The sequence below is a fragment of the Coraliomargarita algicola genome (assembly GCF_033878955.1).
Taxonomy (GTDB): domain Bacteria; phylum Verrucomicrobiota; class Verrucomicrobiia; order Opitutales; family Coraliomargaritaceae; genus Thalassobacterium; species Thalassobacterium algicola.
Window position 1 is genome coordinate 3,036,173 of the sequence record NZ_CP138858.1, and the last position, 13,737, is coordinate 3,049,909.

Here is a 13,737-nt window from a genome sequence, read left to right on the forward strand (position 1 = left end):
TACCCCGCCCCTAAAACTCAACAGGACGACGAAGCTCATTGGCTGGTTGTCTGGTATCCACGTTAGCCAAGAAAACGAAGGTCTTGACAAATTCAACTATTGGTATAATTTCTATACCTAAATGGAGTTTGAGTATGATCCCATAAAAAGTGAATTAAATAAGGCGAAGCATGGTCTTGATTTTGAAGAAGCTCAATCACTCTGGAACGACCCAGATTGCATTGGATTTCCGGTGAAAATCAGAAGACGAAGAGCGCTTCGCCCTGCTCGCGATGTTAAATAGAAAGCTCTGGGTCGCCTTCTACACTCCCAGAGGAGACAAAACACGGATCATCTCAGTGAGAAGAGCCCGAACGAACGAAAGGAAACTATATGAAAGCTAAGGATTTAGATAAAATTTTTGATGATGCCGAAGTCGACATCAACGATCACTTGGATTTATCGAAGGCATTCCGCCCGGGGCAGGAGCAAAAGCGAGTGAACGTAGATTTTCCAGTCTGGATGATCGAACGTTTAGACCGTGAAGCAAATCGTATTGGCGTGCCTCGACAGTCCCTAATAAAAGTCTGGATCGGTGAACACCTAGACGCACCTAAGTCCAAAAGAAAACTGAAGGCCAACAAGGCAGGATAGGACAATTCCGTTCGTGCCTCACTCCATGCCACACTTTAACAATCTACAAAGAATGAACCAGACCCTCAAAGAGTTCTATTCCCAAGACGCTAGCTACAAGGCTTTGAGCGCGGAAGATCAAATTCGTCTTTTTGGCGATTGGGCGGCTAAGAAAAAAATCAACCTACAACTCTCGTTTAAGAAAAGAAGTCAATCTAAGTGGTTACGGGCATTATGGATGCTTTTAGCTGTTGTTTATCTGCTATCCTACATAACTAAAAAAGGAACTGAATATACTGGATATCTTTTCCCAGTCATCCTAGTTCTACAAATGGCACTCTACACGCAATCACCACATCTAGAGAAGGTAGATCCAAGTGCTGTTGGGCAACGTCGCTGACGCGCCGTCGTCAGAGCTCCACGATAGACAGAATTAAAATGAAGATCTTCCCTGAAATAGAAAACTAATCGAGATGTCACTCACGTTGGGAACGATCTGTAATGTATCGAACTGAATCTCAAGCTAAGCATGCAGGCATCTTCTGGGGCTTAGCATTGGCGTGGTCACTCATCTGGTTTGTATTCGGATCAGAAGATGCGGGGCGTCCAATAATATTCTCTTTTTTTCTTAGTCATCTCATGGCTCTTGGTCTTCCAAGCATACTCAGCAAAGGTAATTTTAAGAATCTTAGACCGAAGCCGCTCTGCCGACACCTCTGGTAAAGATACTGAAGTCTATCCAGTCGATGGTGGACAATGGATTTTGCTGGCGCTCATCTATGTTCATCCTTCACGATATCCAGAAAGAGAATGCCCATTCAGCGTATTTTTTTAACCGCTTACCCACGCTTAATCAAGGACTGCCAACAGGGCAGTCCGATGGCATTCTTACAGTGCAATCGACCCGCCCCGTTGGCTCGGGCATTACAACTATTACGGTGTGATTGGAAACTCCAAGAGTCTGGGCAAGTTCCAGGATTGGTGCCAACCTATCCTATTTTAATGGTTGAACCTCTTAAAGCGGCCCCGCAGGGGTGAACGAAGTGAATCAAAACCGCACGCATGGGATCTGCGAGGGGGCCGCTCGGTAACGGGCGGTTCCTGTCTTGGTAGGAATTAAAAATGAAAAAAGAATAAGAGTTTGGAAGATAATCTTATCCGTTTTGGTTTTACTCTGTCTGACTTTTTCTCGGCTGATCCTCATTAATATGATTCGCGGAGCGTCGCCTACGTTCATCCCTCATATAGTTATTGGAGCCGTCTTTCTCATGCTGTCTATCCAGCAGTTTTTTACATCGCTTGCACTTTGGAGGTCTATCCAGTCGCGGTAGTCAATGCGATATCGCGAGCTTGTGCTGAGCTAAACCGCTTGCCTCGCATCGACTGCGCTTTACGATGGAGAGGAAATTGACAGCTTGACTTGTGTTGCGTATGCAACACATTTTAGGGGGTATGAAAACAGCAGCAGGACACAGCCGAATCGATCCAGAAACGAAACAAAAAGCGGAAACCATTCTCAACCGCCTAGGAATGAGTCCCACGGAGGCAATTCGTATGTTCTACACGCAGATCACCTTACGGAACGGTCTTCCCTTCTCGGTAGAAATCCCGAATGAAGAAACTGAAAGAGCACTGCAAGATTCGCGTTCAGGTCACAATCTAGAGCGTTTCGAAAGTGCGGATGACCTGATAGACAGCTGGAAGTAATGAAGCCAGTCATTCAAACCAGCCAATTTAAGAAGGATATCAAACGTCTAAAGAAAAGGGGAGAGAATCTCGAAAAGCTGGGGGATGTCGTTCGGCTACTGGCGGCAGATGAGCCCCTCGAAGAAAACTATCGAGATCATGCTTTGATTGGTAATTGGTTCGGTTCAAGAGATTGTCACATTGAACCTGACTGGATTTTAATATATCGAAATGAGCCAGAATCTTTATTCTTGGAGCGGTCTGGAAGCCACAGTGATCTCTTCAAAAACTAGCTCCATCAAGAGGCTTCTGGATAACATCGCCAACGTGCCATCGCTCAGGGGGCTAAAAGGGGACATGTCATTTCCTTTGTGGTCTGTCTTTGGATTGGGGGGCACTCGTGACGTCTTTTAAAAGTGTAAGAATACGTGGACCGCTTTAAGCGGCCCCGCAGGGGTGAACGAAGTGGATTAAAACCGCACGCAGGGATCTGGGAGGGGGGCTGTTCGACAACGGGCAGCTCTACCTCAATGGTAAAAGAATGGAGCGCCGATGTAATTGACTAATGGGCGTCGAATGATTCCAGACGTTGAAAGCATGACAAAAGAAGAGAAGTTACTCACAGTGAGAAACTTATGGGAAGACATGCGCAGCGACATTAGCACAAGCTCCGAATCTCCTGAGATCATTGACTTGCTGGACCAGCGCTCAGCTCGCATTGAATCGGGCGAGGCAGAGCTTCTGGAGTGGGATAAAGTCAAGGGAAGCATTGGTCGCCATTTGGAAGAAACAAAGACCCTATCAGTCGATAGTGAGCAATAGATTTTGCTGGCGCTCATCTATGTTCATCCTCCACGATATCCAGAAAGAGAATGCCCATTCAGCGTATTTTTTTAACCGCTTACCCACGCTTAATCAAGGACTGCCAACAGGGCAGTCCGATGGCATTCTTACAGTGCAATCGACCCGCCCCGTTGGCTCGGGCATTACAACTATTACGGTGTGATTGGAAACTCCAAGAGTCTGGGCAAGTTCCAGCATTGGTGCCAACCTATCCTATTTAAATGGTTGAACCGCTTAAAGCGGCCCTGCAGGGCTGAACGAAGCGAATCAAAACCGCACGCAGGGATCTGCGAGGGGGCCGCTCGGTAACGGGCGGTTCCTTCCTTAGTGGCCAGAATATGAAATCGACAAATTTGATTTTTGGGGTAATTAACCATTATGAGCGCAACATTTGAAGAAATTAGTAGGGATTCTGTGCAACTCCCTCGCAGTAAAAGACTTGCCCTCGCGAGGTTCCTCCTCGAGCTGGATGATCCGGCGGAGGACATGGAAGCTTCCGACCTTTGGCATTCTATCGCCGAGCAGAATGGAAAATTTGACAAGCGCACGTAATAGCGCACGCTACCTGTCATGACCACAATTACTGCCACCAGCGCTCGGAATAAGCTCTACAGTCTGATCGACGAGGCGAATAGTTCACACATTCCCATTCAGATCACAGGCAAGCGGGGCAATGCGGTGCTTGTTTCAGAGGATGATTGGAGGGCTATTTCTGAGACGCTTCATCTGAGCGCGATTCCCGGTATGGTCGATTCGATCAAAAAAGGAATGAAGGAAGAAATCGAGGACTGCAGCGAGACGGTTGAGTGGTGAGTTATCGGATCGTATACGCGAAGCAGGCGCAAAAAGATGCCAAGAAAATTTCTCGGAGTCATCTAAAAGAGAAAGCACTGGAACTGATCGATATATTACAGGAAGACCCATTCAGGAAGCCTCCGGAATACGAGGCACTGGTTGGTGACTTATTAGGTGTTTATTCCAGACGAATTAATATTCAACACAGATTGGTCTATCAGGTTTACGAAGAAGAAGAGGTCGTAAAGATCCTACGGATGGGGACACACTATGGCGATTGATGCGCCATCGAGTCGCTGGTATTAACTCCGATTCGCTGGGCTCCTCTCCGTGATACAGCTCTCCGTTCAGAAGGAAGAACTCAACCAAACCAATAATGAAGCAATAATAACCGCGAGCCTAGGAGATATAAAAAAAGAGAATGATTTCGCAGACGTCACGGATAGTTTCACTCTCCTTGCCGTAGAGCCTAATGCCTATTCGAAAAAAGTTTGGTCCTAATAGATATGTCTTTTGTAAGCTCGGTTCTCGCCAGTCCTAAGCTCGTCGAAAGGGGAACCGGGGCGATGCCGATCGCCCCCCGACTGTGTCCTGCATAGCCGAAGGCGACGCATGGAAACAAAGTTTCGAGGCTACGCAAAGCCCAAGCTTATAGATCATATATTCTTAGAAGTGGAGTGATATCTCGGTTGAGGCAGGTGCCCTGGGTGTATTCACTCCAGCATAATTCAGTTTAGAAATATAACCGGCTTCTGTAAACTATTTGTGGGCGGGGGAGTTTGGCTCTTTTATTTTAAATGGAATATGTTCTGCCGCTCATGTCCCTAATGCTGTGATATGAAATTTACACGACCATTCAAACAGGCACTCGCCGTCCTTCTTCTCCTTGTCGCAGCTTTGCCAGTTGTGGCGCATGGCCAATCCGCGCCTGCTCGCCCTAAGGTGATTTTCTTCGACGTTAATGAAACTCTGCTGGATTTGGAATCCATGCGGGCATCGGTGGGGCAAGCGCTCAATGGGCAGAACGAGCTTTTGCCGCTTTGGTTCTCGACTATGCTGCATTACTCGCTGGTGGATACAGCTACGCAGCGGTATCATAATTTTGGAGACATCGGTGTCGCTGCTCTCATGATGGTGGCTCACAATAATGGTATCGAATTGACTGAAGCTGCGGCTCGCGAGGCGATCGTGACACCGCTTCGTAGTCTGCCACCTCATCCTGATGTAAAGGCAGGGCTGCAAGCACTCAAAGACCAGGGTTTTCGTCTTATCAGCTTCACCAACTCCTCGAACAAGGGCGTGCAAACTCAGTTTGAAAACGCAGGCTTGATGGAGTTTTTTGAAGCACGCTACAGCATCGAAGATATTCAAATCTACAAGCCAGCACTTGCGTCTTATGAGTGGGCGCTGAAGCAGGCCGGAGTCGAAGCGGACGAGGCCATGATGGTGGCTGCACACGGTTGGGACATTGCGGGCGTTAAAGCCGCTGGCATGACTGGTGTGTTTGTGACCCGTCCGGGAAAGAGCACGTACCCGCTCGCGATACCGGCTGACAAAGAAGTGGGCAGCATTACCGAGCTGGCTGCATGGCTTGAAAGCTTGTAGTTCAACTGGCTCAGCCTGTCATCTTCAGGCCACTGGCAATGGCGTTGACTGTCAGCAGTAGGCGATTGAGCATGCTTTCGTCGGCTTTATCACTGCCGTTGGCGCGCCATTGCTTGATCAGCTCGATCTGGTAGAAGTGGAGCCCTTCGAGCGCTTTGTTGCGACGCTGAGTGGTGTTGACCAGGTTGGGACGGCGCTCCTCGATCGGTGCCACGAAGAGATGTTGCAGGTGTTTGTGCGCCAGCTGCATGTCGTGGTTGATGGGATCGATGAAGCGGTTGCGTAGTGCATCGTCCTCGACCAGCTCGGAGAAGGCGGTCATCACCTTGTGGTCGACGCTGATCAGGCTGGCTTCGACATTGGTGAATACGTAGCGCAGGAAGGCATTACTGTGGATGCCGTCCTTGAGTTGTTGGTAGGCATCGGCATCGCTTTCGCAGAGTTTGTCCAGGGCGCTGCCCACGCCATACCAGCCGGGCAGGAAGTAGCGGCTGAGCGACCAGCTGAAGACCCAGGGGATGGCGCGCAGGTCATCCAGCGAGTGCGCGCCTGTGCGGCGCGAAGGGCGCGAGCCGATCCGGCTAACTTCGAGCACGTCGATCGGAGTGGCCTGGCGGTAGAAGCTCATGAAGTCCTTGCCATGCAGCAGCGCTTGATAGGTTTCGGCGCTGTAGTCGGAGAGGCTTTGTAGCGTGGCGGCGGTGTCCTCGTCGTACTTGGTCTGTTTGTGTGGCTGGGAAAAGAGCAGGGTACCTGCTGCCAGCAGCTCCAGATTGTAAGTGGCGGTGCGCAGATTGGCAAACTTCTGGGCGATGACTTCGCCCTGTTCTGTGGTGCGCAGGTCGTAGGAGAGGGCGGCTTCGGGCAGGGCTTCGAGGAAGCGGTCCGTTGGCCCCGCGCCGCGGCTGATGGTGCCCCCGCGACCGTGGAAGAAGCGGATGCGGAAGCCGTGCTGCTGGCCCATCGCGACGATCTTTTCCTGTCCTTTGTGCAGGGCCCACTGGCTGGCGAGGATGCCCTTGTCCTTGTTACTGTCGCTGTAGCCGATCATCACTTGCTGGACCAGATCCTTGCGTTGGCGGTTGTCCGAAATCCAGCGCTGGGAGTGGCGGGTGATGGGTAGCTGTAAAAAGGCATCCAGAATTTCGGGGCCGTTTTCCAGATCCTGCACGGTTTCCAAGAGTGGGACGACTGGTAGCGGGCAGATGATATTGGCATCGGCATCCTGCTGTAGCAGTCCTGCTTCGCGGGCGAGGAAATACACCGCCATGAGGTCGGAGACCGTGCGGGTCATGCTCACAATCAGCGCGCCCAATGCGGGAGTGCCGTAGCGCTTTACGTGGCGGGCCACTACGGTGAGTGCGCCGATTGCTTTTTGTGCGTCTTCGCCCAGCTTGGCATTGTGGCGTAGACGGCGATCGGTACGGCTTAATTGTGATTTTAGGAAGTCGACGCGCTTGGCCTCATCCCATTGGTCATAGTCGGTTTCCGGGAAGTTCAGGCATTCCAGCACTTGGCTGACGGCGCGCTCGTGCACTTCGCTGTTTTGACGGATATCCAAGCTGGCGAGATGGAAACCGAAGGTGCGCAGCTGATTGATGGCAGGATCGATATCTTCCTCGACGATGGAACGGGCATTTACGCGTAGCAGGCTGCGACGTAGCAACTCCAGATCTTCGTTTAATTCGCTGGAGCGTTTGTAGCTAATAAAGTGATCCGTTGACAGGTGGTCGACCTCGGAGTCGACACCTTCGGTGACCGGAATGCGGGCGATCATCAGGCTGACGAATTGGCGCCAAGGCTCATTTTCGTTGCGCGCGCACATGGCCGCCGCACGGTTGCCGAGTATTTCCCATTGCTTGGCGATGCCATCCAACAACTCTTCCGGCGGTGATTGTAGGCTGGAGGACAGGCTCAGCTTGGCGCGGAGCTCAATCAATGCCTTTTTGTGAAGCTTCAGTGCCTTGATGCGATAGGAGAGCAGCGACTCTTCTGTTACTTCCGGTGTCACGAAGGGGTGACCATCGCGGTCGCCTCCGACCCAGCAGCCGAAGTTGATGTGGGGGCGGCGTTTTTCCAATGATGCCGGGTCGAAGCCGAGGCTTTCCCAGGCGTGGATCAGGTTGCGGTCCAGCGTCTGGATGGCAGTCGGAAAGATGGAGGTCAGGTAGTGTTCGATGCCCTGGCGCTCCATTTCGATGCTGGGCTTGGTCAGATAGATTTCTCCCGTCCGCCACAGACGATCGAGGATGGTGCGGATGCTGCGGCGGATGTCTTCGATCTCGCTAGGCGTCCACATGGAGTTTTCGCGCATCACAAGTTTCAAGTAGAGCTCGCGGTGCAGTTCCAGCACGGTGATCCGCTTCGGTTCGGTGGGGTGTGCGGTCAGCACAGGCTCCACGTGTACCTCATGCAGCGCATCGGCGATCTGCTCTTCGGAGAGGCCTTGTTCCTTCAGTTCTTTGAGGTGGCTGCCCCACAGACCGCGCCATTGGTGTAAATCCCCCTCCTGTTCGTGGATACGGCGAATTTGGTTGGCGGTATTTTCCTCCACCATGCTGAGGAGCTGGAAGGCGATCGAGTAGGCCTGCACCATGCGACTGGTAAATTGCTCTTGTTGGGCGAGCTTGCTGCCGGTCCAGGGCAGATAGTCCGTCATGTCGGCGTAGCCGGATTCCTTCATTACCTGTTGGAGTTCGCCCATCAGGTAGTTGACGTCGGCGTCTATTTTTTCAAATCCGCGGTTCTGAGTGGTGGCCTTGGCCGCTGTGGGGGCCGGTGTGGTGCTTTTTTGAGTCAAAATTGGTATCGGTTGGTATGAGTTTATGCAGTCGAATTGTCTGATAAGCAGCAAGAATGCCTGATATAAGAAAAGTCCTAGACTGATCAATCTAAAAGACAAGTTGGGCGGGGATGCAAGAGGACTGCAATGATTTGTCTGTGAATGTGGAAATCAGTGAAGGAGTGTGTGGGATTGTCTATGAGAACTCACTGCATGGAAAATCGTGCCGAGTAGAATTGATGTATATGATTTTTGTTGAGCTCAATCTAGATACTGTATCTCTTTGCGCAGTGTTGAACCTGGCATGGTTCGCAGAATCCCCATTATCTCAATCTGTTTGTATGATCGCTTCGACCTCATGGCTTAAAGACGCCGTTATCTATCAAATTTATCCGCAGTCCTTTCAGGATAGTAATCAGGACGGGGTCGGGGATTTTCAGGGGATTATTCAGCGATTGGATTACATTCGTGATTTGGGAATCAATACCATTTGGTTGAATCCCTGTTTCGACTCCCCCTTCGGGGATGCTGGCTATGACGTGCGTGACTTTTACAAGATTGCGCCGCGCTATGGAAAGGAATCGGATTTCGTAGCGCTGCTTGCGGCGGCGCATGCGCGCGGGATACGGGTGATCCTGGATCTGGTGGCAGGACACACTTCGATGGACAACCCATGGTTTGTTGAAGAAGCGAGCCATCCCCAGAGCCCCGAGGCGAACCGATACATTTGGAAAAACCGCGCATTTGATCCACAGCAGGGGCCTGTCAAAGACGACTTTGTGTCCAATTTCTTTTGGTATCAGCCCGCATTGAACTTCGGTTATTCTGAGCCGAGCGAGCCTTGGCAGGACCCCATCGACGCGCCGGGGCCGATGAAGAACCGTGCAGAATTGCGAAAAATTTTAGCTTATTGGTTTGATTTGGGGTGTGATGGCTTCCGCGTGGATATGGCGGGCTCGTTAGTCAAGCCAGAGAATACTCCCGCTTCGATCGAAGCGACCAAGGGCATTTGGCAGGAAATTCGCGCATGGATGGATGTGGATTATCCCGATCGCGTGTTGATGTCTGAGTGGAGTTATCCGAGTCGTGCCATCGCGGCAGGTTTTCATTTAGACTTCATGTTGCATTTTAATGCACCCGGCTATTCGTCGCTCTTTTTCAATGGCAACGGAACCCTGCCACCGCCCGCCGGGCAAACGCACTGTTACTTCGATGCAGCCGGTAAGGGGAGTCTTGAGGTCTTTCGTCAATCCTACATGGAGCAGCGGGCGGCCACCGCAGGGAAGGGCTTGATCACTTTACCTGTAGGCTGTCATGACTTTCAGCGTTTGCGCTGCGCGCCACGAGGCTGGGAGGAACTTCGTTGTGCCTGGGTGTTCTTTATGACGCAAGCCGGCCCGCCCACCATTTATTACGGCGAAGAGATTGGTATGCGTTACGTCGAGGGCGTGGCGGCGAAGGAGGGCTCGACGCTCGATGGGATCGTTGCGATCAATGCTGGCACCTCGGGACTAGGTGAACGAGCTGGCACGCGCACACCGATGCAGTGGGATGCGTCAAAGAACGCCGGCTTTTCCAGTGCCGAGGCGGAGGCGCTCTACCTACCGATCGACGAAGATGCAAATCGCCCGACCGTGGCGGCGCAAGAGGCCGACCAGGAATCATTACTCCATTTTGTTCGAAAACTAATTCGAATTCGCCGCGCGCACCCGTGCTTAGGCACGGATAGCAGCTTCACGATCCTCAATCCCAGGGAGACTCCGTATCCACTGGTTATTTTGCGAGCGTCGGAGCAGGCGCGTTGTATTGTTGTTATGAATCCCTCTTCCGAGTCTCAGTCCATCGAGCTCGCGATAGATGGGCAAGTCGAGGCAGTTCTCTTGAATCAAGGCTGCGACTGGACTCAGGAGCAGGCGGGCGTTTCGTTGACTGTATCTAAGTTTGGATATGGTATTTTCAATTTGAATACATTCCCCGGTTGAATCGCCCCGTGTGTAGTGTGCGGCCGTGTCCGGTGCTCCGGCGACACTCGATCCAGAGCACATATTAGAGTGGATGCCCAAAGTCTCACTCACTCTTCCAACTGCGGAACACTGCTGGTTGAAACATTGAAGACACTGATTGTCGCTTACGAATTTGTGCACGGAGGCGTCGAAGCGCCGCGTTTGCAAATTTGTGATAAAAAGTAGATTTTGAACTTTTTTGGAGAAGGGGCGTATTGTGGGATTGTTTCTGCAGAATGATTAGGGAGCAGAATGATTAGGGAGCAGAATGATTAGGGAGCAGAATGATTCGGGAGCGTTGTGTGTCTGCTCGCGGACGCGGCGCTTCCCAACCTTGCACCCGTCTTCGCACAACACCAACGCTCTTCTGCCGAGATGTAGGCTTTGACGCCTGCGCTCGTAAGCACCCTAAGGGCATAAACTCGCCCTACACCGCTTTGGCTTCGACCGCTTCCACGATCTTGGCGTAGATCGCTGCGACGGGCATCTGGGCCAGTTCGCTGGAATGGATGCGGGCTTGATTGAGTTCGGGCAAGGTGTCCAGTGACTCAGAGAGGCAGACGTCGCGGTTGGCTTCCACCTCTTCGACGCGGTCGATCGGGGTGAAGTGGGGCGCGGAGTTGAGCGCTTGCGGGTGCTCTTTGACCAGTTTCAAGATCGCTTTGACGGCTTCGGCGAAGCGGTCGAGCTCGGCTTGGGTGTAGCTCTCGGTGGGCTCGATCATGAGGCCGAGGGCTTCGGGCCAAGCCACGGTGGGCGCGTGAAATCCGAAGTCGAGGAAGAGCTTGCCGATACGGGGCGCGGCGTCGCTCTTGCGTAGGCCGACACTTTCGAGCGCCCCGAAGTCTTCGGTTTTGAGCGAAAGGATGAATTCGTGCATGCGCGGTTCGGCGTCGGAGCCGGTCGGCAGGGTGGCGTAGTCTTCGCGCAATTGCTCATGCAAGTAGCGGGCACTCAGCACTGCCATGGCCGACATGCGGCGCACGCCAGCGTGGCCGAGGCGCAGCAAATAAGTGAGGCAGCGCACCTTGTGGGCGAAGTTGCCCCAGTGACGGTGGAAGGAGCCAATTGACTTTTTCGCTTTGACGGGTGTGTAGGTGGTGCCGTCGAACTCGATTTGGTAGCCAGGCAGGAAGGGAATCAGCTTTTCACTGACCGCGACGATGGCATCGCCGGGGCCGCCTCCGCCGTGGGGGATGGTCCAGGTCTTGTGTAAATTATTGTGCACCGCGTCCACACCGAGTGCCCCGAGGTCGATCCAACCGGCAATGGCGTTCATGTTGGCGCCGTCCATGTAGACCAGGCCGCCGAGTGCGTGAATCTTTTCCGCGATCTGCTTGAAGGAAGTCTCGAAGATGCCCGAAGTGTTGGGGTTGGTGATCATCACGCCCGCGATGCGCTCTCCGTATTCTTCGATGCGGCGGTCGAGGTCTTCGTTGAGCACGCGGCCCTCGGTGTCGGCTTCCAAATAGACGATTTTGCCCTGCTTGCCGCCGAAGCCGGCCATGGTGGCGGTGGCGAAGTTGGTGCCGTGCGCCGAGCGTGGGATCAGGATGATGTCGCGTGTCTCACCTTTGTCGCGGTGGTAGGCTTGGAATAGTTTGAGTCCCACCAGTTCGCCCTGCGCGCCTGCGAGCGGTTGCGTAGTGACACCGGGCAGGCCGGTGATGCCCTTGAACCATTCTTGAATTTCGTGCAGCACCATCAGGCAGCCCTGTGAATCTTCGACTGGCGCTTGCGGGTGCAGGTCGGTGAAGCCAGGCAGGCTGGCCGCCCAGTCGTTGACCTTCGGGTTGTACTTCATGGTGCAGGAGCCGAGCGGGTAGCAACCGTCGTCGGGGCTGACGTTGAGTTTGCCCAGTTCCTGATAGTATTGGATCACTTCGTCGGCGCTGTAGCAGGGCAAGCCCGGCGCGGTGGCGCGGATTTGCTCGGCAGGCACGGCGGCCAATGTTTGCGCGTCAGCTGCGGGCGCTCCGAAAACGGATTCAAAGGCCGCGAGCAGTACGTCGAGTGGTTGCTCGCGATTGGAAAAGGAGAGCTTTAAGAGCTGACGTCCACCTGCGATGCGATCGGAAACATCGGCCCCAGCCAATACACCCGCTGCGCGAGCGGCGGTTAGCACGGAGGCGACCGGTTGGGAGAGCTTAAAAGTCACCTCGTGGTAACTTGTGGACTGGGGGAAGGCCAGCTCGACGCCATCGAAGCGAGTCAACTGGGCGACCGCCTGGCTGAGCTTGCTGCGGAGATCGCTTAAAATTTGTTCGAGTCCAGAGTCGCCGCGTTCCAGCAGCGCAGCCCCGACCAGTGTCGCGATGAAGGCCTGATTCGAGCAGATGTTGGAGGTGGCCTTGTCCTTGCGGATGTGTTGTTCGCGGGTGGAGAGCACGCCGACGCGGCATTCGCGGCCGGCGCTGTCTTTGGCCTTGCCGATGAAACGGCCAGGGGCGGCACGCACGCCGTTGCGGTCTTTGCTACTGAAACGCACACCGAAGAGTCCGAGTCCCGGGCCGCCGAAGTTGGGGGCCAGTGCGAGGTGGTGGGCTTCGCCGACGATGATATCGACGCCATTTTCGCCGAAATCGCAGGGAGCCTTGAGTCCGCCGGGCGCCAGCAAGAGCGGATCGATCACTGCGATCGTTTTGAGGCCGCGTTCAACGGCAAATTGAGTGAGCGCATCGACCTCTTCCAGTAAGCCGAAGGTGTTTACTTGGGGGAAGACGATGGCGGCCAAGCGATCTGCCGCATCCGTTGCGGCCGCGGCGAGGGCTGCTGGATCGATGAGACCCGTCTCCGGATCGGCGGGCACGCGGATGAGTTCGATTTCAGTGCCTTCTGATTGAGTGGCCAGCACTTCCAAGTCGCCCGGGTAGAGTGTTTCGGGGATGAGAGCCGCTGATTTGCCACGGCTCATGCGGATGGCGGCGCAGATGCCCTCGAAAATAGAAGTCGAGCGGTCGTAGAGTGAAGCGTTCACCGCTTCGAAGCCCGTCAGGCGGGCCATCGAGCACTGGTAGATCCAGTGCGCTAGCAAGGTGCCCTGGCTCAGCTCTGGCTGATAGGGCGTGTAGGCGGTGGTCATGTTGCGGATGTCGCAAATCGGCGCGATGACCGGGGACGGCACAAAGTCGGGCACGCCGTCGCCGAGAAAACTGGTGCCGATGCGATTCTTGGCTGCGATGGCGCTGAGGCGCTCTTTAAGTGCCTCGTATTCCAGCTCCTCCGGCAGCTCCAGCTCGTTGGGGAAACGCACATCACTGGGGATGTGGTCGAAGAGGTCGTCCAGCCGTTCTTTGCCCACGGCGTCGAGCATGGCGCGAATGTCAGATTCGCTGGCAGGAATGTAGTGGCGCGCGAGTTCGCGCTGGTCGGCTAGGCTGGTGTGCATGATAGGATGGTAGAAACTGCGTT

The 13,737-nt window shown here is 53.7% G+C and carries 13 protein-coding genes; 11 read left to right on the plus strand and 2 right to left on the minus strand.

The genetic code is table 11. From position 1 onward, the window contains the following. Positions 1-272 precede the first annotated feature (272 nt). The 10 genes from SH580_RS22040 (at position 273) to SH580_RS12360 (ending at position 5,541) form a co-directional block, all read left to right on the plus strand. Positions 273-383: a BrnT family toxin gene (locus tag SH580_RS22040; RefSeq protein ID WP_345786195.1), complete on the plus strand. Its 111-nt coding sequence runs from the start codon at positions 273-275 to the stop codon at positions 381-383. Continuing rightward, a complete protein-coding gene (brnA, locus tag SH580_RS12320; protein WP_319831162.1) occupies positions 373-633 on the plus strand; it encodes a type II toxin-antitoxin system BrnA family antitoxin in 261 nt (86 codons plus the stop codon). The genes SH580_RS22040 and brnA overlap by 11 nt, the downstream gene beginning before the upstream one ends. A gap of 52 nt (positions 634-685) precedes the next feature. Continuing rightward, positions 686-1,012 (plus strand): hypothetical protein, encoded by a 327-nt coding sequence (locus tag SH580_RS12325; protein ID WP_308951726.1) that lies wholly within the window; start codon positions 686-688, stop codon positions 1,010-1,012. 1,052 nt (positions 1,013-2,064) lie between these two features. Then, positions 2,065-2,319: a type II toxin-antitoxin system RelB/DinJ family antitoxin gene (locus SH580_RS12330; RefSeq protein ID WP_319831163.1), complete on the plus strand. Its 255-nt coding sequence runs from the start codon at positions 2,065-2,067 to the stop codon at positions 2,317-2,319. After that, on the plus strand, positions 2,319-2,591 hold the full coding sequence (locus SH580_RS12335) for a type II toxin-antitoxin system YafQ family toxin (protein ID WP_319831164.1): 273 nt from the start codon (positions 2,319-2,321) through the stop codon (positions 2,589-2,591). Before SH580_RS12330 ends, SH580_RS12335 begins: the two co-directional genes overlap by 1 nt. 304 nt (positions 2,592-2,895) lie before the next feature. Continuing rightward, positions 2,896-3,120: an addiction module protein gene (locus SH580_RS12340; protein WP_319831165.1), complete on the plus strand. Its 225-nt coding sequence runs from the start codon at positions 2,896-2,898 to the stop codon at positions 3,118-3,120. A 399-nt stretch (positions 3,121-3,519) separates the two neighbouring features. Next, positions 3,520-3,693, plus strand: coding sequence for a hypothetical protein (locus tag SH580_RS12345; protein ID WP_319831166.1), 174 nt, complete (start codon positions 3,520-3,522; stop codon positions 3,691-3,693). An 18-nt stretch (positions 3,694-3,711) separates the two neighbouring features. Then, positions 3,712-3,954: a type II toxin-antitoxin system Phd/YefM family antitoxin gene (locus SH580_RS12350; RefSeq protein WP_319831167.1), complete on the plus strand. Its 243-nt coding sequence runs from the start codon at positions 3,712-3,714 to the stop codon at positions 3,952-3,954. After that, positions 3,951-4,217, plus strand: coding sequence for a Txe/YoeB family addiction module toxin (locus SH580_RS12355; protein ID WP_319831168.1), 267 nt, complete (start codon positions 3,951-3,953; stop codon positions 4,215-4,217). Before SH580_RS12350 ends, SH580_RS12355 begins: the two co-directional genes overlap by 4 nt. A gap of 556 nt (positions 4,218-4,773) precedes the next feature. Next, positions 4,774-5,541, plus strand: coding sequence for a haloacid dehalogenase type II (locus tag SH580_RS12360; protein ID WP_319831169.1), 768 nt, complete (start codon positions 4,774-4,776; stop codon positions 5,539-5,541). A gap of 10 nt (positions 5,542-5,551) precedes the next feature. Here the strand turns inward: SH580_RS12360 and SH580_RS12365 are convergent, their stop codons facing one another. Continuing rightward, on the minus strand, positions 5,552-8,341 hold the full coding sequence (locus tag SH580_RS12365; protein ID WP_319831170.1) for a phosphoenolpyruvate carboxylase: 2,790 nt from the start codon (positions 8,339-8,341) through the stop codon (positions 5,552-5,554). Between the two features lie 323 nt (positions 8,342-8,664). Here SH580_RS12365 and SH580_RS12370 point away from each other — a divergent pair, with 323 nt between their 5' ends. Further along, positions 8,665-10,305 (plus strand): alpha-amylase family glycosyl hydrolase, encoded by a 1,641-nt coding sequence (locus tag SH580_RS12370; protein WP_319831171.1) that lies wholly within the window; start codon positions 8,665-8,667, stop codon positions 10,303-10,305. A gap of 448 nt (positions 10,306-10,753) precedes the next feature. On the opposite strand, the gene gcvPB is transcribed toward SH580_RS12370, so the two are convergent. Next, positions 10,754-13,714: an aminomethyl-transferring glycine dehydrogenase subunit GcvPB gene (gene gcvPB, locus SH580_RS12375; RefSeq protein ID WP_319831172.1), complete on the minus strand. Its 2,961-nt coding sequence runs from the start codon at positions 13,712-13,714 to the stop codon at positions 10,754-10,756. Positions 13,715-13,737 lie beyond the last annotated feature (23 nt).

Excerpts from the sequence above, each read along its gene's own strand:
- SH580_RS22040 (WP_345786195.1), top strand. The coding sequence starts at position 273 with ATGTTAAATAGAAAGCTCTGGGTCGCCTTCTACACTCCCAGAGGAGAC.
- SH580_RS12345 (WP_319831166.1), top strand. The coding sequence starts at position 3,520 with ATGAGCGCAACATTTGAAGAAATTAGTAGGGATTCTGTGCAACTCCCT.
- SH580_RS12340 (WP_319831165.1), top strand. The coding sequence starts at position 2,896 with ATGACAAAAGAAGAGAAGTTACTCACAGTGAGAAACTTATGGGAAGAC.
- SH580_RS12350 (WP_319831167.1), top strand. The coding sequence starts at position 3,712 with ATGACCACAATTACTGCCACCAGCGCTCGGAATAAGCTCTACAGTCTG.
- SH580_RS12325 (WP_308951726.1), top strand. The coding sequence starts at position 686 with ATGAACCAGACCCTCAAAGAGTTCTATTCCCAAGACGCTAGCTACAAG.
- brnA (WP_319831162.1), top strand. The coding sequence starts at position 373 with ATGAAAGCTAAGGATTTAGATAAAATTTTTGATGATGCCGAAGTCGAC.
- SH580_RS12335 (WP_319831164.1), top strand. The coding sequence starts at position 2,319 with ATGAAGCCAGTCATTCAAACCAGCCAATTTAAGAAGGATATCAAACGT.
- SH580_RS12330 (WP_319831163.1), top strand. The coding sequence starts at position 2,065 with ATGAAAACAGCAGCAGGACACAGCCGAATCGATCCAGAAACGAAACAA.
- SH580_RS12360 (WP_319831169.1), top strand. The coding sequence starts at position 4,774 with ATGAAATTTACACGACCATTCAAACAGGCACTCGCCGTCCTTCTTCTC.
- SH580_RS12370 (WP_319831171.1), top strand. The coding sequence starts at position 8,665 with ATGATCGCTTCGACCTCATGGCTTAAAGACGCCGTTATCTATCAAATT.
- gcvPB (WP_319831172.1), bottom strand. The coding sequence starts at position 13,714 with ATGCACACCAGCCTAGCCGACCAGCGCGAACTCGCGCGCCACTACATT.